General features: G+C 66.8%; 19 protein-coding genes. 13 read left to right on the top strand and 6 right to left on the bottom strand.

What is annotated here, in order from left to right; genetic code table 11:
• The first annotated feature begins 344 nt into the window (after positions 1–344).
• The gene (locus AC3WLN_RS02370) at positions 345–1,511 is read left to right on the top strand and encodes a hypothetical protein (RefSeq protein ID WP_492479296.1); all 1,167 of its coding nucleotides are present in this window, start codon (positions 345–347) and stop codon (positions 1,509–1,511) included.
• A gap of 84 nt (positions 1,512–1,595) precedes the next feature.
• Here the strand turns inward: AC3WLN_RS02370 and AC3WLN_RS02375 are convergent, their stop codons facing one another.
• The 6 genes from AC3WLN_RS02375 to AC3WLN_RS02400 form a co-directional block, all read right to left on the bottom strand.
• On the bottom strand, positions 1,596–1,886 hold the full coding sequence (locus AC3WLN_RS02375) for a formate dehydrogenase subunit delta (protein WP_492479297.1): 291 nt from the start codon (positions 1,884–1,886) through the stop codon (positions 1,596–1,598).
• 43 nt (positions 1,887–1,929) lie between these two features.
• A complete protein-coding gene (fdhD, locus tag AC3WLN_RS02380) occupies positions 1,930–2,787 on the bottom strand; it encodes a formate dehydrogenase accessory sulfurtransferase FdhD (RefSeq protein ID WP_492479298.1) in 858 nt (285 codons plus the stop codon).
• 13 nt (positions 2,788–2,800) lie between these two features.
• Entirely contained in the window at positions 2,801–5,662 is a 2,862-nt protein-coding gene (gene fdhF / locus AC3WLN_RS02385; protein WP_492479300.1) for a formate dehydrogenase subunit alpha, read from the bottom strand.
• A 13-nt stretch (positions 5,663–5,675) separates the two neighbouring features.
• A complete protein-coding gene (locus AC3WLN_RS02390) occupies positions 5,676–7,235 on the bottom strand; it encodes a formate dehydrogenase beta subunit (RefSeq protein ID WP_492479301.1) in 1,560 nt (519 codons plus the stop codon).
• A complete protein-coding gene (locus tag AC3WLN_RS02395; RefSeq protein ID WP_492479303.1) occupies positions 7,232–7,705 on the bottom strand; it encodes a formate dehydrogenase subunit gamma in 474 nt (157 codons plus the stop codon). The genes AC3WLN_RS02390 and AC3WLN_RS02395 overlap by 4 nt, the downstream gene beginning before the upstream one ends.
• Positions 7,706–7,872: 167 nt before the next feature.
• Complete coding sequence (locus AC3WLN_RS02400) at positions 7,873–8,781, bottom strand: LysR family transcriptional regulator (protein WP_492479304.1); 909 nt, start codon at positions 8,779–8,781, stop codon at positions 7,873–7,875.
• Between the two features lie 313 nt (positions 8,782–9,094).
• On the opposite strand from AC3WLN_RS02400, the gene coxB reads away from it, so the two are divergent.
• From coxB to AC3WLN_RS02460, 12 genes are all read left to right on the top strand, one after another.
• Positions 9,095–9,934 (top strand): cytochrome c oxidase subunit II, encoded by an 840-nt coding sequence (gene coxB / locus AC3WLN_RS02405; protein ID WP_055954876.1) that lies wholly within the window; start codon positions 9,095–9,097, stop codon positions 9,932–9,934.
• Positions 9,935–10,024: 90 nt separating this feature from the next.
• Positions 10,025–11,656 (top strand): cytochrome c oxidase subunit I, encoded by a 1,632-nt coding sequence (ctaD, locus tag AC3WLN_RS02410; RefSeq protein WP_463775242.1) that lies wholly within the window; start codon positions 10,025–10,027, stop codon positions 11,654–11,656.
• Between the two features lie 167 nt (positions 11,657–11,823).
• The gene (locus AC3WLN_RS02415) at positions 11,824–12,774 is read left to right on the top strand and encodes a heme o synthase (protein WP_463775240.1); all 951 of its coding nucleotides are present in this window, start codon (positions 11,824–11,826) and stop codon (positions 12,772–12,774) included.
• Entirely contained in the window at positions 12,771–12,944 is a 174-nt protein-coding gene (locus AC3WLN_RS02420; RefSeq protein ID WP_463775237.1) for a cytochrome c oxidase system small membrane protein, read from the top strand. Before AC3WLN_RS02415 ends, AC3WLN_RS02420 begins: the two co-directional genes overlap by 4 nt.
• Before the next feature lie 27 nt (positions 12,945–12,971).
• Positions 12,972–13,586 carry a cytochrome c oxidase assembly protein gene (locus AC3WLN_RS02425; RefSeq protein WP_492479307.1) on the top strand — a complete coding sequence of 205 codons (615 nt, stop codon included), beginning with the start codon at positions 12,972–12,974 and terminating at the stop codon, positions 13,584–13,586.
• A 137-nt stretch (positions 13,587–13,723) separates the two neighbouring features.
• Positions 13,724–14,581: a cytochrome c oxidase subunit 3 gene (locus AC3WLN_RS02430; RefSeq protein ID WP_108039586.1), complete on the top strand. Its 858-nt coding sequence runs from the start codon at positions 13,724–13,726 to the stop codon at positions 14,579–14,581.
• A 92-nt stretch (positions 14,582–14,673) separates the two neighbouring features.
• Positions 14,674–15,084 carry a DUF983 domain-containing protein gene (locus AC3WLN_RS02435; RefSeq protein ID WP_492479308.1) on the top strand — a complete coding sequence of 137 codons (411 nt, stop codon included), beginning with the start codon at positions 14,674–14,676 and terminating at the stop codon, positions 15,082–15,084.
• Between the two features lie 2 nt (positions 15,085–15,086).
• Entirely contained in the window at positions 15,087–15,845 is a 759-nt protein-coding gene (locus tag AC3WLN_RS02440; RefSeq protein WP_492479309.1) for an SURF1 family protein, read from the top strand.
• Positions 15,846–15,934: 89 nt separating this feature from the next.
• Positions 15,935–16,351 (top strand): DUF4864 domain-containing protein, encoded by a 417-nt coding sequence (locus AC3WLN_RS02445; protein ID WP_492479310.1) that lies wholly within the window; start codon positions 15,935–15,937, stop codon positions 16,349–16,351.
• 101 nt (positions 16,352–16,452) lie between these two features.
• Positions 16,453–17,865, top strand: a complete 1,413-nt coding sequence (thrC, locus tag AC3WLN_RS02450) for a threonine synthase (protein WP_492479311.1) — start codon at positions 16,453–16,455, stop codon at positions 17,863–17,865.
• Positions 17,866–17,871: 6 nt separating this feature from the next.
• Positions 17,872–19,167: a M16 family metallopeptidase gene (locus tag AC3WLN_RS02455; RefSeq protein ID WP_492479313.1), complete on the top strand. Its 1,296-nt coding sequence runs from the start codon at positions 17,872–17,874 to the stop codon at positions 19,165–19,167.
• A 208-nt stretch (positions 19,168–19,375) separates the two neighbouring features.
• Positions 19,376–22,273 carry an EAL domain-containing protein gene (locus tag AC3WLN_RS02460; RefSeq protein WP_492479315.1) on the top strand — a complete coding sequence of 966 codons (2,898 nt, stop codon included), beginning with the start codon at positions 19,376–19,378 and terminating at the stop codon, positions 22,271–22,273.
• The last annotated feature ends 25 nt before the right edge of the window (positions 22,274–22,298 follow it).

Here is a 22,298-nt window from a genome sequence, read left to right on the forward strand (position 1 = left end):
CTGCCCGCATGCGAGCATGTTTCATGCCCAGAGCCCGAGGGGCGTCCGGGTTTTGTCTCTCGACAGCGTCGGCTCTTGGCGGGTTCTTCGGTCAGGAAGCGCCCGCAACTCGCGGGCTCGACGCCGGCTTGGTTTCAAGCCGTGCGGGCCCGGATCGCCGCGATGGCGACCGGCTTCGAATCTCGTTTGGTCGCCGGCAACGTCACCTGAGCGAGATCCTCACAGCCATCCGGACAGGCACCTGCCGGGAATGGGACAGCTTTACTGTCCTACCGGAGGAAAGTGACAGATTTTAACCGCTCCAGCAAGGGTGCGCAGAGGCGCACACTGCGGTTTTCGCGCGCATGGTTCCCGCGCGAGCCACGTCGTCATTGCCGCAGGCGCCACCGGGTGGGAACGGGCAAAGTATTGATGTTCAGAGACCCGCAATCTTGCCCCAATCCCACGATCTATACGGCGAGCCGAGCACAAGCGGCATGCGGGGTTCCAGTGACCCGGCGGATCGTGGAGCGGAGGACCTGCGCGAACAGCAGGCCTCCGCATCGACCTCGGTTCAGATTCTCACAGCGATGGTTTCGTTTCCCAGGAAGCCCATGCGTGCATCCCCACCACGTCGCGCCCTGTCCGTCGGCTTGATCGCCGGCATGTTCGCGCTAACGGCCGTCGGCACAGCAAAGGCTCAATACGCCTACGAACCCGACCTGCTGCTTCCGCCGCGTGCCGTCGTCTGGCGCCTGAACGATCGCGGTTTCACCGATGTCACGCGGCCGCGCTTCGACGGGCGAGCCTATGTCGTCGAAGCATCCAATCCCTACGGCGACCGCCTACGCCTCTTCGTCGATGCGCGGGACGGCCGCATTCTAGGCCGCCAGCGCCTCGACGACATGGCGCCCGAAGCACCGGCTCGCCTCGTGCGTCGCGCGCCCGGCTATGGCTGGACCGAGGAAGACGAGGCTCCGCGCCGGCCGATCCGCGAGGCCGAGCGGATCGTTCCGCCGGCGGATATCCCCTTCCCGCAGGATCAGGCGCGTCGACCGCGCCCCGACTTCGCGGCGCGTCCCGACCTCGCGACCCGTCCGGATGCCGGCCTGCGGGTTGCCCCGCAGGCCCGGCCCGAGCCGGCGGATCGCAACCCCATGGGCCTGAACCCCGATGCGCGCGGGACCGAGGCCAAGCCGAAAACCGAGGCTCCCCGCAAGGTCGTGCGCCTCAACCCGCCGGCCAAGGCGGTCCCGCCTGCCGTTGTGCCGGACGCTCCGAAGCTCTCGGACGTGCCGCCAGCCGCGCCGAAGTCGGATGCCAGCTCGGCGCCGGCCAACGCGGCCGTCGCGCCACCCAAGGTCGATGCGCCCGGATCCGGCATGACGCCGGCCTCGGTGCAGCCGCCCCCGTCGGAGAAACCGGTGGCGCAGAACTGGAAGGACGTGCCCGCCGACGGCAAGCGCCCGGTCCGCGTGATCGGCGGCGCGACGATCGTCCCCGGCACGACGAAGGAGCCCGAGAAGGACTGAGTCCGAACCACGGGACCGAAATCGGAAGGGCCGTGCGGACGTCACCGCGCGGCCCGTCCCGTTCGAGGACGGACTTCTGTTGGATCAGCCGGCGTCGCTGGCTCCGGCGCCCTGCAGGTGCGGGTCGCGGGTCCCGGCACGGACCGGGCTGTCGGCCATCGGCATGTCCTGCAATGCCCGAAGCGCGAGAGGGTCGAGGCCGCTCTCCGGATGGGGTCCGTAGGCCTCGAGAGCGGAGCGCATCTTCGGGGTCCAGAACGCCATGATGTGCTTGTGGATGCCCGCTACGGCTTCCTCATCCGGATAGGACCGGAAGAACGTGGCGATCTGGTTGGCCATCCGGACCAGCTTCTCGTCGGACGTCAGGGCGCTCATGGGCTCGGAAACTCTGTCGCGAGGGAACGGGGATCGCGCTTGGTCATGGCTGCGCGGGCAGGTCGAGGCGTTCACGGCCGGTGAACACCGTCAGGGTATCGGAGCGGGCGATGGCGCAGAGCGTCATGCCGTGGAGGCGGGCTCGGTCGATGGCCAGCGAGGTCGGGGCTGAGATCGCCACCAGTACCGTGGCGCCGAGGCTCGCCGCCTTCTCCACCATCTCGAAGGAACAGCGGCTGGTGATGACGACGAAGCCGTCCGCCGGGTCGGTGTTGCGCCGGATCAGGGCGCCGATCAGCTTGTCGAGGCCGTTGTGGCGCCCGACATCCTCGCGCAACGCCAGGAGGTTGCCGTCGAGATCCGCCCAGGCCGCGGCATGGACCGCCCGCGTTTCGGCATTCAGGACCTGCGCGTCGCCCATGGCGAGCAGCGCCCGCTGGATCGCCGCTATGGTGACCCGCCCGGCGCCGTGCAGCGGCGCCTCGGACTTCGGCAACGACGCGAGGTCGTCGATCCCGCAGACGCCGCAGCCGGTGCGCCCCGACATGGCGCGCTTGCGCGCCAGATGTTCGCGCAGACGTCCGGGCACGAGGTCGACGAGAAGGCGCATGCCGCCTTCCGTCGCGTCCGCCTCGACCTCGACCTCGACCGAACGGATCTCGTCGGCCGCGGCGATGATGCCCTCCGTCAGGCTGAAACCGTAGGCGAAGTCCACGAGGTCGGCCGGCGTCGTCATCATCACCGCATAGGGCACGGTGCCGTAGACGAGGTTGACCGGCATCTCGACGGCCAGGGGCCGTGTGCCGCCTCGTGGCTGCGGATCGTCGTAGGCGACGACGAGGGTCGGGACGCGCCGGGCGGTCTCGACCGCCACGTCCCCTTTGTTCCCTTCGTTCGCCATCAGGCCGTCGTGATCACTCGGCTGCATTCAGTTGGGTCGCAATCCGGGTCAACGAGAAATCCTCCTCGAAGAACCGCGCCTGCCAGTCGGAGGGGCGGTTCGTCCGCCGGACCTGCACCGCCGTGACCTTGTACTCGGGGCAGTTGGTGGCCCAATCCGAGTAGTCGGTGGTGATCACGTTGGCGCCGGTCTTGGCGTGGTGGAAGGTCGTATACACCACGCCGGGCTGCATGCGCTCGGACACGATGGCCTTCAGGGCGATGTCGCCCGAACGGCTCTCCAGGGCGACGAGATCGCCGTCCACGATGCCGCGCACCTCGGCGTCGAAGGGGTGGATCTCCAGCACATCCTCCTCGTGCCAGCGCGAATTCTCGGTGCGCCGGGTCTGCGCGCCGACATTGTACTGCGACAGGATGCGGCCGGTGGTAAGGATGAGCGGGAAGCGCGGACCCGTGCGTTCCTCGGTGGGTACGTACTCGGTGATCATGAACTTGCCGAGGCCCCGCACAAAGCGGTCCACGTGCATCATCGGGGTACCGCGCGGGGCGGCCTCGTTACACGGCCACTGGATCGAACCGAGTTCATCGAGCTTGGCGAAGCTGACGCCCGAGAAGCTCGGGGTCAGGGACGCGATCTCGTCCATGATCTCGCTCGGGTGGCTGTAGTTCATGGGGTAGCCGAGGGCGTTGGAGAGCAGCATCGTACCCTCCCAGTCGCCGACGCCGGAGAGCGGCGGCATCACCTTGCGCACGCGGGAGATGCGGCGCTCGGCGTTGGTGAAGGTGCCGTCCTTCTCCAGAAACGACGCGCCCGGCAGGAAGACGTGGGCGTACTTGGCCGTCTCGTTCAGGAAGATGTCCTGGATGACGATGCACTCCATCGCCATCAAGCCGGCGGTGACGTGGTGCGTGTCGGGATCGGACTGCGCGATGTCCTCGCCCTGAATGTACATGCCCTTGAAGGCGCCATCGACGGCCTCGTCCAGCATGTTGGTGATGCGCAGACCCGGGTGCTGGTCGAGCGAAACGCCCCAGAGCGATTCGAAGGTCTCGCGAGTGGCATCGTCCGACACGTGGCGGTAGCCCGGCAGCTCGTGCGGGAACGAGCCCATGTCGCAGGAGCCCTGAACGTTGTTCTGGCCGCGCAGCGGATTCACGCCGGCGCCCAGCATGCCGATGTTGCCGGTGGCCATGGCGATGTTGGCCATGCCCATGACCATGGTCGAGCCCTGGCTGTGTTCGGTGACGCCAAGACCGTAGTAGATGCCGGCGGCGCCGCCCTTGGCATAGAGGCGCGCGGCGGCGCGAAGCTCGGCCGGGTCGATACCCGTATAGGTCGCCTGCGCCTCGGGGGAGTGGCGCTCGTCGGCCACGAAGCGGGCCCAGGCCTCGAAGTCGCCGAGATCGCAGCGCTCGCGGACATAGGCTTCGTCGATGAGGCCTTCGGTGACGATGACGTGCGCCATCGAATTGATGAAGGCGACGTTGGAGCCGGGCTTCAGCGGCAGGTGGAAATCGGCCTTGATGTGGGGCGATTTCACGAGGTCGATCTTGCGCGGATCGGCGACGATGAGCTTGGCCCCCTCGCGAAGGCGCTTCTTCATGCGTGAGGCGAAGACCGGGTGGCCGTCGGTGGGGTTGGCGCCGATGACCAGGATCACGTCGGAATGCGCCACGGAGGCGAAGTCCTGCGTGCCGGCCGAGGTGCCGAGCGTCGACATCAGGCCGTAGCCGGTGGGCGAGTGGCAGACGCGGGCACAGGTGTCGACGTTGTTGTTGCCGAAGGCCGCACGTACCAGCTTTTGGACGAGGTACGCCTCCTCGTTGGTGCAGCGGGACGAGGTGATGCCGCCGACCGAATCCTTGCCGTACTTGGCCTGGATGCGCTTGAATTCGCTGGCTGCGCGGTCGATCGCGACCTCCCAGGAGACTTCCTGCCAGGGGTCCGTGATCTTGTCGCGGATCATCGGCTTGGTGATGCGGTCCTTGTGCGTGGCGTAGCCATAGGCGAAGCGGCCCTTGACGCAGCTATGGCCCTCATTCGCCTTGCCGCCCTTGTAGGGCACCATGCGGACGATGCGGGTGCCCTGCATCTCGGCCTTGAACGAGCAGCCGACGCCGCAATAGGCACAGGTGGTGATCTCGGAATGGTCCGGCTGGCCGTGCTCGATGATCGACTTCTCCTGGAGCGTCGCCGTCGGGCAGGCCTGCACGCAGGCACCGCAGGAAACGCATTCGGAATTGAAGAAATCGGTCGGGCCGGCAGCGACCCGGCTTTCGAAGCCTCGGCCGGCGATCGTGAGAGCGAAGGTACCCTGGGTTTCCTCACAGGCGCGGACGCAGCGGTTGCAGACGATGCACTTCGACGGATCGTAGGTGAAGTACGGGTTCGAGATGTCCTTGGGCAGGTACTGCTCGGAGGTCGGCTTGACGTGGTTGGCCCCGTCGTAACCGTAGCGCACGTCGCGCAAGCCCACGGCGCCGGCCATGTCCTGCAGCTCGCAATCGCCGTTGGCGGCGCAGGTCAGGCAGTCGAGGGGGTGGTCGGAGATGTAGAGCTCCATCACGCCCTTGCGGAGCTTGGCGAGCTTGTCCGTCTGAGTGGAGACCACCATGCCGTTCTCCGCCGGCGTGGTGCAGGAGGCGGGCGTGCCGCGCCGGCCCTCGATCTCTACAAGGCAGAGGCGGCAGGAGCCGAAGGCTTCCAACGAATCGGTGGCGCAGAGCTTGGGGATCGCAGTGCCCGCGTGCATGGCGGCGGCCATGACCGAGGTGCCGGCCGGAACGGTGACGCTCATGCCGTCGATGGTGAGCGTCACGGTCTGCTCGTTCACCCGGATCGGGGTGCCGTAATCGATCTCTTTGATGAGGGCCATGGATCGCGCCTCCTTACTCGGCCGCGACGGACATCGGCCCGCGCTGCTGGAAATCCTCGGGGAAGTGGGTGATCGCGCTCATGACGGGCATCGGCGTCAGGCCGCCCATGGCGCAGAGAGACCCGTCGGTCATCACGTCGCAGAGGTCAGCGACGACGGCCAGGTTCTCGGTGGGGCGGATGCCCGCGATGACCTTGTCCATCGTTTCAACGCCACGGGTCGCACCGATGCGGCACGGGGTGCACTTGCCGCAGGATTCCACCGCGCAGAACTCGAAGGCGAAGCGGGCCTGCTTGGCCATATCCACGCTGTCGTCGAAGACGACGATGCCGCCGTGGCCGACGAGGCCCTTGTTGGCCGCCATCGCCTCGTAATCCAGCGGCGTATCGAGGAGGTGGTCGGGGAAGTAGGCGCCGAGCGGGCCGCCGACCTGGACCGCGCGCACCGGACGCCCGCTCTGCGTGCCGCCGCCAAAGTCCTCGATGATCTCGCGCAGCGTGATGCCGAAGGCGTACTCGATCAGGCCGCCACGCTTGATGTTGCCGGCGAGCTGAATCGCCAGGGTGCCGAGGGAGCGGCCCATGCCGTACTCGGCATACGCCTTGGCGCCGTGCTCCAGAATGTAGGGCACGGCGGTGAAGGTCATCACGTTGTTCACCAGCGTCGGCTGGCCGAGGAAGCCCTTCAGGGCCGGGATCGGCGGCTTGGCGCGAACGATGCCGCGGCGCCCTTCCAGGCTCTCCAGCAGTGAGGTTTCCTCGCCGCAGATGTAAGCGCCTGCACCGAGGCGGACCTCCAAATGGAAAGCCCTGCCCGACCCCATCACGTTCTCGCCGAGAACGCCCGCCTTAATGCCGTTAGTGATCGCCTCCTTGAGCGTCGCGAACGCCTGTGGGTATTCCGAACGCAGGTAGATGTAGCCGCGCGTGGCGCCCGTCGCGATCCCCGCGATGGTCATGCCCTCGATGAGGTTGAAGGGGTCGCCCTCCATCATCATGCGATCGGCGAAGGTGCCGGAATCGCCCTCGTCGGCGTTGCAGACCACGTATTTCTGGTGCGACTGCGCGAGCATCACCGTGTTCCACTTGATGCCGGCCGGGAAGCCCGCGCCGCCGCGGCCGCGCAGGCCCGACTCGCGCACTTCCGCGACGATGCCGGCCGCATCGAGCTTGAGGGCGGCCTCAAGACCCCGGTAGCCGCCATGCGCCCGGTAATCCTCGACCGAGACCGGATCGACGACACCGCAGCGCTGGAAGGTCAGCCGGTGCTGGCGGGCGAGATACGGGATCTCTTCCGGGGGTCCGAGGCGCAGAGGATGTGCGCCCCCCTCGAGCAGCCCAGCATCGAGTAGGCCCTCGACATCGCCGGGCGTCACCGGCCCGTAGGCGATCCGGCCTCCCGGCGTGACGACCTCGATCATCGGCTCCAGCCACAACAGGCCGCGGGAGCCCGTGCGCACGATGGTCACGTCGAGCCCGCGGCGCTCGGCGCCGGCGAACAATGCGCGGGCGACCCGGTTCGCACCGAGGCCCAGGGCGACGGCGTCGCGCGGAACGGTGATCGTGATGCTCACGACATCTTCTCCGTGAGGGCGGCTTCGAGGGAGTCGGCGGTCAGCCGCGCCAAGGGCTCGTCGTTCACGAGGGCGCCCGGGCCGTTGGCGCAGAGGCCGAGACAGTAGACAGGTTCGACGGTGACCTCCCCGTCGGCGGTGGTCCCGTGCCAGTCGACGCCGAGCCTCGCGAGGATCTGGGCGTGCAGAGCGTCCGACCCCATGGCCTGGCAGGCCTCGGCGCGGCAGAGCTTCACCTGATGGCGGCCGGCCGGGGCCCGGCGAAAATCGTGATAGAAGGTGATGCAGCCGTGGACTTCGGCCCGCGACAGATTGAGTGCGTCCGCGATCAGCGGGACGGCACCCTCGTCGACGTAGCCGAAGGCTTCCTGCAGGGCGTGCAGGATCGGCAGGGTCGCTCCCTCCAGGTGGACGTGTTCGGCGATGATCCCGGCGGCGCGGGGCTCGCTCCAGGGCTCGTTCGGCACCATTGTTCCTACCCGGACTGAGATTGTTCTCATTCCAGGGTGGTATATCGCCAATTGGGGATCAATCGCGCTGATCGGTGAAGCGACAACGGTTTTTTGTTGAATCGCTCTGTTGCGACGCAAAAATCCATGACGACGGCAGTGCGATTTGCCGCGTCCTCAAATTCTTTTCAGAGGGCGTCGATGGTCTGTGCGATCCCGCCCGCGACGTTGCGCGCTTCGACGATGAGGCCTGCGCAAAGGGGCGTCATCGGCTCGCGCTCGGGGACCACGAGGCCGACGAGATGACTGACGTCCGGGTCGACGATCGGGACGGCTCGGATGCGATCGCTCAAACGGAACGTGTCGGCGAGGACGGCCGGCATGATGCTCGCCCACTTCGCCGTACGGACGTGGGTGAGCAGCACGATCATCGAATTCGACTCGAGCAGGGGCGCCGCCTCCGTCCCCGCATTGAGCAGCTGCCGATCGATGATCCGCCGATTCTGCATGTCCGGTGTCAACAGGCAGAGGGGTAGGCCTGCCACCTCATCCCAGGTCACGGTCTCTCGCTCGCCGAGGATACCGTCGACTGCGGTCAGCAGACGGTACCGCTCCCGATAGAGCGGTACGGCCGTCAGCCGGCCGAGGGGCTCGTTCTCCAGATAGGTGATGCCGGCATCGATCTCGAGATCGGCGATCAGACGCCCGATCTCGCCCGAAGTGGTGGACTGGACCGAGAATCGTACGTTCGGGTGGCGCGCCCGGAACGGCGTGGTGAGAGCGGCGACGATCGGCGTGGCCGTCGGAATCGCAGCCAAGCGTAGGGTCCCCGAAAGGCCGCGGCGGAGACTCGTGACCTCCTCCCGCATGGCGCGGGCATCCCCGACGATGCGGCGTGCCCATTCGAGCACGCGCTCGCCCTCCGGCGTGAAGCCTTGAAAACGTGAACCCCGTTGTACCAGAAGCACACCGAGCCGTTCCTCGAGTTGCTTCACGCCGGCGGACAACGTCTGCTGCGAGACGTTGCAGACCTGGGCCGCCCGTCCGAAGTGACGCTCGCGCGCCAGGGCCAGGATGAATTCCAGTCGATCGATCACGCGCGGATCTCCGCCAGGCGAGATGCCCAGGGGCTGCGCAGCCGCTGGCATCATGAATACAGGCGGATGCATGGGCCCGCGTGCGACATTTCGATAGACCGCCAAACGCCTGAGTCGAGGTCCAAATCGGGGATGATGCGACGCTGTTGCGGTTGCGCACCTCTCGGCCTTGTGGTCTGACACGCCAATCGGCGAGACGTGGGTTCAGGCCCGCGAATGGCCCGCGATCCGCGAAACACACTTGCGATTTAGAACAAACCAAGCAAGACGCGCGGCATCGGCGATCACAATCACGGGGAGCCACGAGAGGCACATGCGGACGACGCAGGCGCAACACCGGTCATCATGGGGGCTTGCCGCGCTCGGCGCGTTCCTCGTTTCTTCGTCATCGGCTCTCGCGGCCGGCATCGGTCAGCCGGTGCCGTGGCAGATGGACCGTCAAGTCGCCGTCACCGAGAACGCGCGGGACATCCATTCGTTCGAGCACGGCATGCACTGGCTGTCGTTCGGCATCTCGCTGTTCGTGCTCGGCCTGATCCTGTACTGCGTCTTCCGCTTCAGTGAGAAGGCGAACCCGACGCCCTCGAAGACCACCCACAACACCATGATCGAGGTGGCGTGGACCATCGTCCCCGTGCTGATCCTGGTCGCCGTGGCGATTCCTTCGTTCCGCCTCCTGCGCACCCAGCTCTCGGACCCGAAGGCCGACGTCCTCGTGAAGGTCATCGGTCACGCCTGGTACTGGTCCTACGAGTATCCGGCCGTGGAGAACGGCGGCGGCTTCACCTTCGACGCCAACCTCGACGAGGACAAGCAGCCGAAGCTGCTCGGCACCGACAACGACATGGTCGTGCCGGTGAACAAGATCGTGAAGATCCAGGTCACGGCCGCCGACGTCATGCATTCCTGGGCAATGCCGTCCTTCGGCTTCAAGATCGACGCCGTCCCGGGCCGTCTGAACCAGTTCTGGTTCAAGGCCGAGCGTGAGGGCACCTATCACGGCCAGTGCTCCGAGCTCTGCGGCGCCCGCCACGCCTACATGCCGATCACGGTTCAGGTCGTGAGCGAGGAGGCCTACGCCAAGTGGCTCGCCGAGGGTAAGACCAAGTTCGCCCGCATCGACGATCCGTCGAAGTTCGCCGACGCCCGGTAAGGGCGCGGACCCCTGGAGCCGGGCCCTTGAGCGGCGCCCGGCTCCACCCATCGAGATGATCACGAGAAACCTGGACTAAGGTCTGCATCCATGGCGAACGCCGCTGCACATACGGGGCATCACGACGCCCACGACCACCACATGCCGTCCTTCTTCTCCCGCTGGTTCCTGTCGACGAACCACAAGGACATCGGCACGCTCTACCTGCTGTTCGCCTTCTGCGCGGGCATCATGGGCGCGTTCCTCTCCTTCGGCATCCGCATGGAGATGGAGGAGCCCGGGCTCCAGTATTTCGCCAATCCCGGCACCTACAACGTGTTCGTCACCGGGCACGGCCTCATCATGGTGTTCTTCATGGTGATGCCGGCCCTGATCGGCGGCTTCGGCAACTGGTTCGTACCGCTCATGATCGGCGCGCCCGACATGGCGTTCCCGCGCATGAACAACATCTCGTTCTGGTTGACGGTCGCGGGCTTCCTCAGCCTCGTCTGCTCGCTGTTCGTCGAGGGCGCACCCGGCGCGTCCGGCGCCGGTACCGGCTGGACCGTCTACCCGCCGCTGTCCAGCTCCGGCCACCCGGGCCCGGCCGTCGACTTCGCGATCTTCGCGCTCCACCTCTCCGGTGCGGGCTCGATCCTCGGTGCCATCAACTTCATCACCACCATCCTGAACATGCGCGCCCCGGGCATGACCCTGCACAAGATGCCCCTGTTCGCCTGGTCGATGCTGGTGACCGCCTTCCTCCTGCTCCTGTCGCTCCCGGTGCTCGCCGGCGCGATCACGATGCTGCTCACCGACCGCAACTTCGGCACGACCTTCTTCGATCCGGCCGGCGGCGGCGATCCGGTGCTCTACCAGCACCTGTTCTGGTTCTTCGGTCACCCCGAAGTGTACATCATGATCCTGCCGGCCTTCGGCATCGTCTCGCACATCATCTCGACCTTCTCGCGCAAGCCGGTCTTCGGCTACCTCGCCATGGCCTACGCCATGGTCGCCATCGGCGTCGTCGGCTTCGTCGTGTGGGCGCACCACATGTACACGGTCGGCCTGTCGCTCCAGACGCAGTCCTACTTCGTCTTCGCCACGATGGTCATCGCAGTGCCCACCGGTGTGAAGATCTTCTCCTGGATCGCGACGATGTGGGGCGGTTCGATCCGCTTCACGGCCGCCATGCACTGGGCGGTCGGCTTCATCTTCCTGTTCACGGTCGGCGGTGTCACCGGCGTCGTGCTGGCGAACTCGGCGGTCGACAAGTACCTGCACGATACCTACTACGTCGTCGCTCACTTCCACTACGTGCTCTCGCTCGGAGCCGTGTTCATCATCTTCGCCGGTGTCTACTACTGGTTCCCGAAGATGACCGGCCACATCATCCCCGAATGGGCCGGCAAGCTGCACTTCTGGCTCGCCTTCATCGGCGCGAACGTCCTGTTCTTCCCGATGCACTTCCTCGGACTTGCCGGCATGCCGCGGCGCTACGCCGACTACCCGGAGGCCTTCGCCGGCTGGCACAAGGTCTCCACCTGGGGCGGGCACATCTTCGCCCTCGGCATGGTGGTGTTCTTCATCGGTGTCGTCCTGGCGCTCCGCTCCAGCAAGCGCGCCGCCGACAATCCGTGGGGCGAGGGTGCGACCACTCTCGAGTGGACCCTGTCCTCTCCTCCGCCCTTCCACCAGTTCGAGACCCTGCCCCGAATCGTCGACGAGCCGGGCCACCACTGAGGCGCATCGCCGCTTCGAGGATTGCGAGGACCGCGCGAGCGGTCCTCGCTCTTTCCCGGAAGCCTCGGTCAAGCTCACGCGAGCGGTCACCGAGGCTTCCCGCAAAGGGCGGCGCCGTGCGGCGCGATCCGAAGCCCCACCGGACACGAAAACCGTATCGGGAAACCATGACGAGCCTGTCGAACAGCCTATCCGCTGGCGCCGAGCCGCAAGTTCTGTCGCCGGTCGGCGGCGAGGTTTCGGACTTCTTTGCCCTGCTGAAGCCGCGCGTGATGGTGCTCGTCATCTTCACGGCCCTCGTGGGCATGCTGGTCTCACATGTCCACATCCAGCCCGTGGTCGGCTCGATCTCTCTGCTGATGATCGCCGTCGGGGCGGGCGCCTCGGGCTGTCTCAACATGTGGTGGGACGCGGACATCGACGCGGTGATGACTCGGACGGCCAAGCGTCCGATCCCCGACGGCCGCATTCGTCCTGATGAGGCCCTGGCCTTCGGCATCGTCCTGTCCGTGGGCTCGGTGCTGGTCCTCGGGCTCGCCTCGAACTGGCTCGCCGCCGGGCTCCTGGCCTTCACCATCGTCTTTTACGCTGTGGTCTATTCCATGTGGCTGAAGCGGGCGACGCCGCAGAACATCGTCATCGGCGGCGCCGCCGGTGCCCTCCCCCCGATGGTCGGCCAGGCTGCGGTCAGCGGCACCATCGGCATCGAGTCGCTGGTTCTCTTCCTCATCATCTTCATCTGGACCCCGCCCCACTTCTGGGCGCTCGCCCTGATCAAGTCGGCCGATTACGCGAAGGCCGGAATCCCGATGATGCCGAACGTCGCCGGTCCGGAATCGACCCGGCGTCAGATCATCGCCTATTCGATCCTGCTGTTCCCCCTCGGTCTCGCGCCCGTCGCGCTGGGTTTCGGCGGCTGGCTCTACGCGGTGACGGCGCTCCTCGGTGGGCTCGGCATGCTGGCCTTCAGCGTGCACGTCTTCCGCAACCGCGAGGGCGAGCCGGAGCGCAAGGCCGCCATGGGCATGTTCGGCTTCTCGATCCTGCACCTGTTCCTGATGTTCGCGGCCCTACTGGCCGAGCAGAGCCTCGGCCTCTTCCGCGCGGTGAGCCTGTGAGCGATCGCCCCGGCCTGCCCGGAACGCCCCGTCCGCTGACGCCCGAGGAATCGCAGCGGCGGCGCAAGCGCTCGATCGCCATCGCGGCCGTGCTGTTCGCGCTGGTGACCATCTTCTACGTGCTGACGATCGCGAAGCTCGGACCACAGGTCCTCAACCGCCCGATCTGATCGCGCCGGACAACGGAGACGCTTCTGATGGCCGACCTGAGACAGGCGCCGCCCCGCGGAGCAGGCCGGCGCGCCGGCGTCACGGCCTTCGCCTGCGCGGGGCTGGCCTTCGGCATGATCGGCCTCGCCTTCGCGTCGGTGCCGCTCTACGACATGTTCTGCAAAGCCACGGGCTACGACGGAACCCCGCGCACGGGCCTCGCACCGACGGCCGCGGCGATCGACGACAGCATGGTCGTGCATTTCGACACCAACGTCGCGTCGAGCCTGCCCTGGCGCTTCCAGGCCGAGTCACCGAAGGTGGAGGCCCGCCTCGGAGAGACCAAGACGGTCTTCTTTCGCGTCAAGAACACCGGCACCACGCCCTCGACAGGCATCGCCACCTTCAACGTCCAGCCGGGCCTGATGGGCGGCTTCTTCGTCAAGGTCCAGTGCTTCTGCTTCAACGAGCAGACCCTTCAGCCGGGCGAGACGATGGATTTCCCGGTGGTGTTCTACATCGACCCCGAGGTGCGCAAGGACTCCAACACGGCGCACCTGTCGGAGATGACGCTGTCCTACACCTACTTCGCCTCCAAGAACGGGCAGCCCACGGCCGCGCTTGCGACAACGGGCGGCACGGGGACGAAGTCGAATTTTTGACGGCACAAGCGTGACAACAGCGCGCGACCCTGGGTAAGGGTTTGCCACAACAATCCGGGGCAACCCGGTCGGGACGACGCATTCAGTGGATCGAGGATCGGCGACGGTCCGGAGGTCGGGGGCAGGAGAAGAGTTCAATGGCCGAGGCGCACGCCAAAAATCACGACTTCCACATTCTCGCCCCGAGTCCCTGGCCGCTCATCGGCGCCTTTTCGGGCTTCCTGATGGCCTTCGGCGCCGTCTTCTGGATGAAGAGCCTCCAGATCGGCACCCTCACCCCCGGCCCCTATATCTTCGGCGCCGGCACCCTCGGCGTGCTCTACACCATGTTCGCCTGGTGGAAAGACGTCGTGCACGAGGCCAACACGGGCGATCACACGCGGGTTGTGCAGCTGCACCACCGCTACGGTATGATCATGTTCATCGCCTCGGAGGTGATGTTCTTCGTTGCATGGTTCTGGGCCTATTTCGAAGCCGCCCTCTACACCGCCGATCCGATCCAGGCCTCGCGCGTCGACTTCACGGGCGGCACCTGGCCGCCGAAGGGCATCGAGGCGTTCGACCCGTGGCACTTGCCGCTCCTGAACACCCTGATCCTGCTCACGTCCGGCACGACGATCACCTGGGCCCACCACGCCCTGCTGCACGATGACCGCAAGGGCCTGAAATACGGCCTCTGGCTGACGATCATTCTCGGCGTGCTGTTCTCGGCCTGCCAGGCCTACGAGTATGCCCACGCCCATTTCGGCTTCTCGGGCAGCATCTACTCGTCGACCTTCTTCATGGCGACGGGCTTCCACGGCTTCCACGTCATCATCGGCACGATCTTCCTCGCGATCTGCCTGTACCGCGCCTATCTCGGCCAGTTCACGACCCGGCAGCATCTCGGTTTCGAGTTTGCCGCCTGGTACTGGCACTTCGTCGACGTGGTGTGGCTGTTCCTGTTCGCCTCGATCTACGTCTGGGGCGCCGGGGCCGGTCACGCGGCTCACTGAGCCCGGCCTGCACCGCATGCCAGTGTTGAAGAGGGCGGCGCGAGCCGCCCTTTTTCATGGTCGTGCCTGAAGAGCCCCGTTGCCATTCCCATATGGGATCCGACGGCACGGCGCCGTACGAGGAGTTATCGATCTTGGACGCATCGCGGCCGAAGCCACCCCCCATTTCCGCCGGTCTGCGCGGCCGCTGCCCACGCTGCGGCGAGGGGCACATGTTCGACGGATTCCTCACCTTCCGTCCCTCCTGCGAGGTCTGCGGGCTCGATTACGGCAGCTTCAATTCCGGCGATGGGCCGGCGTTCTTCGTCATGTCGATCGTGGGCATCATCGTGGTCGGGCTCGCCCTCTGGATGGAGATCACCTACGAGCCGCCGATCTGGGTCCACGCCCTGGTGGCCGGCTCGCTGTCGATCGGCCTCAGCCTCCTGCTGGTACGACCGCTCAAGGGCATCCTCGCGGCCCTCCAGTTCACCAACAAGGCCGAGCAGGGACGCTTCCGCTAGTCATGGCTTCGACCCTTCGCCCTGGCGCCTGGCGCAGCATCCTCGCGCCCGGTCTCGTCTCGCTGGCCTGCCTCGCGATCCTCCTCGGCCTCGGGGTCTGGCAGCTCGAGCGCAAGGGCGAGAAGGAGGCTTTGATCGCCCGCATCCTGGACCGCTCCAAGGTCGAGCCGCCGGCACCCCTTCCGGTGCCGCAGGATTGGAACCCGTCCCGGGACGAATTCCGTCGGGTCCGCGTCACGGGCACGTTCCGGCACGATGCCGAGACGCTCGTCCACGGCTTGGCGGCGGGCGAGGTTCCGGGGCGGGCCCTCCAGGGCTACTACGTCCTGACACCCTTCCAGCTGCAGGAGGGCGGAATCGTCCTCATCAACCGCGGTTTCGTGCCGACGGAGCTGAAGGCGCCAGTGAACCGCGCGGCCGGTCAGGTCGACGGCGTGACCACCGTTACCGGCATCCTGCGCGGCTCGGAGCTGCGGACGATGTTCGTGCCGGCGCCGGACCCTGTCCGCAACGATTGGTTCAACCGCGACATCGCCGGCATCAGCGCGTCGCGCGGGATCGCCGATCCCCGCCCCTACCTCGTCGAGGCGGACGGAACACCCAATCCGGGAGGGTGGCCGAAGGGCGGACAGTTGCGCGTCGACCTGCCGAACAACCACCTGCAATACGCCTTCACCTGGTTCGGCATCGCCGCATGTCTGCTCGGTGTCTTTGGGGTCTTCGCTTGGCGCAGACTTCACGAGGAGGCCGCACCGACGTGATCGTGACGAAAACGGCCGAGAACTTGCGTCGCCCGGCCGAATGATCCAGCCTACCTTCGGGTAGCTGGTCACGATACGGAGTGGGCCCCATGCGCACCGTTCTCTTCGTCCTCACCCTGCTGATGGTGCCGTCGGCGGCCCTCGCCGCCGATGCCGCGGCCCGGGACGCCGCCAAGGCGACGGTGGAACGCCAGATCGAGGCCTTCCGCCGCGACGACGCCGCCACCGCCTATGCCCAGGCCGCCCCGGCGATCCAGAGCATGTTCCCGTCGCCCGAAACCTTCATCGCGATGGTCCGCGAGGGCTATGCCGCCGTCTACCGCGCCCGCCGCTACAGCGTGGACCGCATCGAGGAGGCCGGCGATGACGGTCTGGCCCTCGGAGTCACTTTGCAGGACGCGGACGGCACCGACTGGGCCGCGCTCTACAGTCTGGAGAAGCAGGCGGACGGTGCCTGGCGCATCACCGGGTGCCGCCTCGTCAAGGCGCCGGGCAGCACCGCGTAAGCCGGCCCAAGCCTTCGACACCCCTAAGCCTTTCGACACCCCTAAGCCTTTCGACACGCCCGCCGACATCGTGTAGACGGAGCGCCTTCCCGGAGGCCCCCTTGCTTCACGTTTCGACCCGCGGCGCCGCGGCGCCCCTGAGCTTTTCCGATGCCCTGCTCGCCGGCCTCGCCCGCGACGGCGGTCTCTACGTGCCGGAGAGCTGGCCGCAGATCGCAAAGCCGACGATCGCCGGGCTGGCAGGCATGCGCTACGCCGATGCTGCCAAGACCGTCCTGCGTCCGCTCATCGACGGGGAGATCGCGGACGCGGACCTCGATCGGATGATCGAGGAGGCCTACGCCACCTTCCGGCATCCGGCGGTCTGCCCGCTGACGCAACTCGACGACAATCTGTTCCTGCTGGAACTCTTTCACGGCCCGACGCTCGCGTTCAAGGACGTGGCGATGCAGCTTCTCGGCCGCCTGATGGATCACGTCCTGCGGGCGCGGGGCGCCAGGGCGACCATCGTGGGCGCCACTTCGGGCGATACCGGCAGCGCAGCGGTCGAGGCCTTCCGCGGCCTCGATCAGGTCGACATCTTCATCCTGTTCCCCGAGGGCCGCGTCTCCGAGGTCCAGCGTCGGCAGATGACCTCGGTAGGGGCGCACAACGTCCACGCCATCGCCATCGACGGCAATTTCGATGATTGCCAGAACATCGTCAAAGCGCTGTTCCAGCACGCGGATTTCGCCGATGACGTGCGGCTGTCGGGCGTGAATTCGATCAACTGGGCCCGGGTCGCTGCCCAGGCGGTCTACTACTTCACCTCGGCGGTGGCCCTGGGCGCACCGCACCGCCCGGTCTCCTTCGCGGTTCCGACCGGCAATTTCGGCGACATCCTCGCCGGCTGGGTCGCCAAGCGCATGGGCTTGGGCATCGAGCGCCTGATGATCGGCACCAACGCCAACGACATCCTGGCCCGCACCCTGGAGCACGGTGCCTATGAGGTCCGTGGCGTCCAGCCGACCACCTCGCCGTCCATGGACATCCAGATCTCCTCGAATTTCGAGCGCCTGCTCTTCGAGGCGCTCGACCGCGACGCGTCGAGCCTCGGGCGCCTGATGGCTGGCCTCAAGCAATCGGGCGGCTTCCACCTCGATCCGCAGGTCCTTGAAACCGTTCGCGCGGAGTTCGACGCCGCCGCCGTCTCCGAGCCGGCCGTGATGGCCGAGATCGCCCGCACCCATGCCGAGACCGGACACGTCATCGATCCGCACAGCGCCATCGGCGTGCATGCCGCGCGCAAGCTCCTGCGCCAGGATCCGCACACCCCCGTGGTGGCCCTCGCCACCGCGCACGCCGCCAAGTTCCCCGATGCGGTCGCGAAGGCGATCCGGGGGCGGCGCCCCGAACTGCCGCCGCACCTCGCCGACCTGATGGACCGCAAGGAGACCTTCTCGCGCGTGGCCAATGATCAGGCTGCGGTCGAGACCTTTATCCGCGAGCGCGCCCGCATCACCAAGGGAGCGTGACCGCTCATGAATCAACACTTCGCCACGCACGGCGCCTCGCCCGATCTCAAGATCACCAAGCTCGACAACGGGGTCACCGTGGTCACCGAGGCGATGCCGGGTGTGGCGACGGCGACCCTCGGGGTCTGGGTCGGCGCGGGTTCGCGGCACGAGCGCGCCGATGAGGGCGGCCTCAGCCACCTCATCGAGCACATGGCCTTCAAGGGCACAAAGACCCGTACCGCCCGCCGCATCGCCGAGGACATCGAGAATGTCGGCGGCGACATCAACGCCGCCACCAGCGCCGAGGGCACGAGCTACACAGCGCGCGTCCTCGGCGAGGACGCCGGCGTCGCCCTCGACGTCATCGGCGACATCCTGACGGATTCCGTCTTCGACGCCGGCGAGCTCGCCCGCGAGAAGAGCGTGATCCTGCAGGAATATGCGGCGATCGAGGATACCCCCGACGACGTCGTCTACGAGGCCTTCACCGAGGCGGCGTTCCCCGATCAGCCGATGGGTCGGCCGATCATCGGCACGCCCGAGACGATCAACAGTTTCGACCGGAACGCGATCGAGGCCTACATCGCGCGGGAATACACACCCGACCGCATCGTGCTCGCCGCCGCAGGCGCCATCGGGCACGACCGTATCGTGGAATCCGCAGAGCGCTACTTTGGCGGGATGAAGCCGAACCGGGCACCCGAAGCGGTGCCGGGTGTCTATGGCGGTGGCGAGAAGCGTCTGCCGAAGAAGCTCGAGCAGGCCAATGTCGTCCTCGGCCTGCCGGGCCTGTCGTTCCGCGACGACGACTACTATGCCCTGCACATCTTCGCGCAGGTGCTCGGTGGCGGCCTGACCTCGCGCCTGTGGCACGAGGTGCGCGAGACCCGCGGCCTGGCCTACGAGATCCAGTCGTTCCATTGGGCATTCTACGATTGCGGATTGTTCGGCATCGGCGCCGGCACGTCCGCGGGCGACCTCGCGGAGCTGATGGACGTGACGCTCGAGGCGACCATCCGTGCAGCCGCCGACGCCGATACCGTCGAGGTGGCTCGCGCCAAGGCGCAGTTGAAGGTGGCGCTCCTCTCCGCCCTGGAGACGCCCGGCGGACGGATCGAGCGCAACGCCCGGCAGATCCTGGCCTGGGGCCGGGTGATCCCCGCGAGCGAAGTCATCGCCAAGGTGGATGCGGTGACGGTGGACGACGTGCGTCAGGCCGGCCGACGCCTCCTGAGAGGCGCACCGACCCTGGCGGCGATCGGTCCGATCAAGAAGCTTCCGAGCCTCGATCGCATCAAAGCGACGTTGAAGGCGGCATGAGCCCGGACCGTGCGGCTTGTTTTGGCCGCAAAGGCGGGCGATCGAAATCCCTCGGCGTCACGGTTCAGAAACGGTGAACGCCGTCGCGCAGGGCGGCCCGTCGCCTTGCTCGCTGCGGCCCCCACCGATACGACTGGATGCAAAGCTGAGCCGTATCCCTTCGCCTGCTTCCGTCGATCATGCCTCGCCCGGCCGGAACACTCGCCCGTTGCGTAGAATCGCCCTCGTCCTCGCCGTCTTCATCCCGGCCCTCGTCGCGGCGCTGCTCTCCGCGCTGATCGTCAGCGGCCCGGCGCAGGCCGTCGAGGCGGTGCGCGTCACCCTCGACGCGCCCGCCATCGACCTCACGCCGATGATCGAGCGCTATCGTTCCGACGGCGATCTGATCCAGATCTCCACGGCGCCGGGTAAGGACGGCATCGTCCGGCGCATCGTCGTGAAGGCCCGCGAGACGGGTGCCCGTCCCGACTGGATGGTCTTCGCCCTCACCAACGACACCGACGAGCAGGTCGACCGTGTCCTCGTTGCCCCGCATTTCCGCCTCGTCGGCTCGGGCGTAATCTGGCCGGATCTCGGCGGCTCGCGCATCGCCGCCATCACGGCGAGCCAGGGTATCAGGCCCGAACGGGACGAGAACCCGGAGGCGGACCAGTTCGTCATCACACTCGACCCCGGTGCGACGGTCACCTACGTCGCCGAGCTGCGCGGCCCCAACATCCCGCAGGTCTACCTCTGGGACCAGGAAGCCTATCGTAAGAAATCGACCGGTCTGACGCTCTACAAGGGCATCATCATCGGCATCGCCGGTCTTCTCGCCCTGTTCCTGACGATCATCTTCGTGGTGAAGGGGGCGATCATCTTCCCGGCGGCCGCGTCCCTGGCCTGGGCCGTGCTCGCCTACGCTTCCATCGATTTCGGTTTCCTGCAGCGTGTCTTTCCGATCACCGAAGTGGCCGAGCGCGTCTATCGCGCCTCCACCGAGGCGGTCCTCGGCGCGACGCTGCTGGTCTTCCTGTTCGCCTATCTCAACCTCAGCCGCTGGCACGTGCGCTACAGCCACGTGGCGATCATCTGGCTCCTGTTCCTCGCCTGCCTCGTCGGCCTGGCGGTGTTCGACCCGCCGGTCGCGGCCGGCGTGGCCCGAATCTCGATCGCAGCCGTGGCCGGCGTCGGCCTGCTGCTGATCGTCTACCTCGCGGCGCATAACGGCTACGACCGCGCCATCCTGCTGGTGCCGACATGGTGTCTCCTTCTCGTCTGGGTCGTGGCGGCGGGTTTCGCCATCACGGGACAGATCGGCAGCGACCTCGTGCAACCCGCCCTGATCGGCGGCCTCGTCCTCATCGTCATGCTGATCGGCTTCACCGTGATGCAGCACGCCTTCGCGGGCGGCGGCCTGACCCATGCCCTCGTTTCCGATACCGAGCGCCGTGCCCTCGCCCTCACCGGCGCCGGCGACGTGGTGTTCGATTGGGACGTGCCGGGCGACCGGGTCTTCGCCGGGCAGGAAATCGAAGGACAGCTCGGCCTGAAGCGGGGCGCCCTCGAAGGGCCTGCCGCCAATTGGCTCAATCTCGTCCATCCCTTCGACGTCGAACGCTACTCCGCGGCCCTCGACACGGTGATCGAGGAGCGGCGCGGCCGCATCGTCCACGACTTCCGCCTGCGCTCCACGGCCGGGCCGTACTACTGGTACCGTCTCAAGGCCCGGCCGGTGATCGGCTCGGACGGCGAGGTCATCCGGGTTGTCGGCACCATCAGCGACGTGACCGAGGTGAAGACGGCCGAAGAGCGACTGCTCCACGACGCGGTCCATGACAGCCTCACCGGCCTGCCGAACCGCGAACTCTTCTACGACCGCCTCGATGCGGCCCTGGCCTTCGCCAGCCAGGACCCCCGCCTGCGTCCGACGACGATCGTCCTCGACATCGACCGGTTCAAGGCGATCAACGACGCCATCGGCCTGTCCGCGGGCGACTCGATCCTGCTGACACTCTCGCGTCGGCTCGGCCGCCTGCTCAGGCCGCAGGATACCCTGGCCCGGGTCGCCGGCGACGAATTCGCGCTGATCCTCCTGTCCGAGCGCGAGCCGGATCGGATCCTGGCCTTCGCGGAGATGATCCGCAAAGCCATCGCGACGCCGATCACCTACGCCGATCGCGAGATCTTCCTGACGGTGTCGGTCGGTCTCGCTCTCTACGAGGGGGGCGCCAACCTCAAGCGCGAGGAGGTGTTCAAGAACGCCGAGATGGCGATGATCCAGGCCAAGCGCGGCGGCGGCGACCGAACGGAGGTGTTCCGCGCCACCATGCGCAACGAGCGCAGCGACCGGCTGATGCTGGAAGCCGACCTGCGGCGTTCGCTCGACCGCAACGAGATGAAGGTGCTGTTTCAGCCGATCGTCCGCCTGGAGGACCGCACGGTCGCCGGCTTCGAGACGCTGCTGCGCTGGGACCATCCGAAGCTCGGCCGCCTCGGGCCCGCCACCTTCCTGCCGATCGCGGAAGAATGCGGCTTCATCGTCAATCTCGGCATCTTCGCCCTCGAGCGCACCGCCCTCGAACTCGCCGCCTGGCAGCGTTCCCTCGATGTGGAGCCGCCGATCTTCGCCTCCGTCAACGTCTCCTCGCGCCAGCTGCTGCGCCACGACCTGCTGCACGACGTGAAGACGATTCTCGCCCGCTCCGGCGTCATTCCCGGCTCCCTGAAGCTGGAGATGACCGAGAGCCTGGTCATGGAGAACCCCGAATACGCGGCGCAGATGCTCCACCGCATCCACGACCTCGGCGCCGGCCTGTCGCTCGACGATTTCGGCACCGGGTACTCGGCGTTGTCCTATCTGCAGCGCTTTCCGTTCGACACGATCAAGATCGATCAATCTTTCGTGCGCCAGATCTCGACCGGGCAGACCGCGATTTTGCGCTCGATCGTGAAGATGGCTCAGGAACTCGGACTGTCGATCGTGGCCGAAGGTGCGGAATCGGAAGTCGACACGCAGATCCTGTTCGAGCTCGGCTGTGAGTATGCTCAGGGTTTCGCATTCGGCGAACCGATGTCGATGCTCCAGGCCAGGCAATTGCTTGGTGCAGCTCCGGAAGCTGCCTGAACCAGATCGACCGGATGCTCCGTAT

It is taken from the genome of Methylobacterium sp. FW306-05-D (assembly GCF_058782155.1).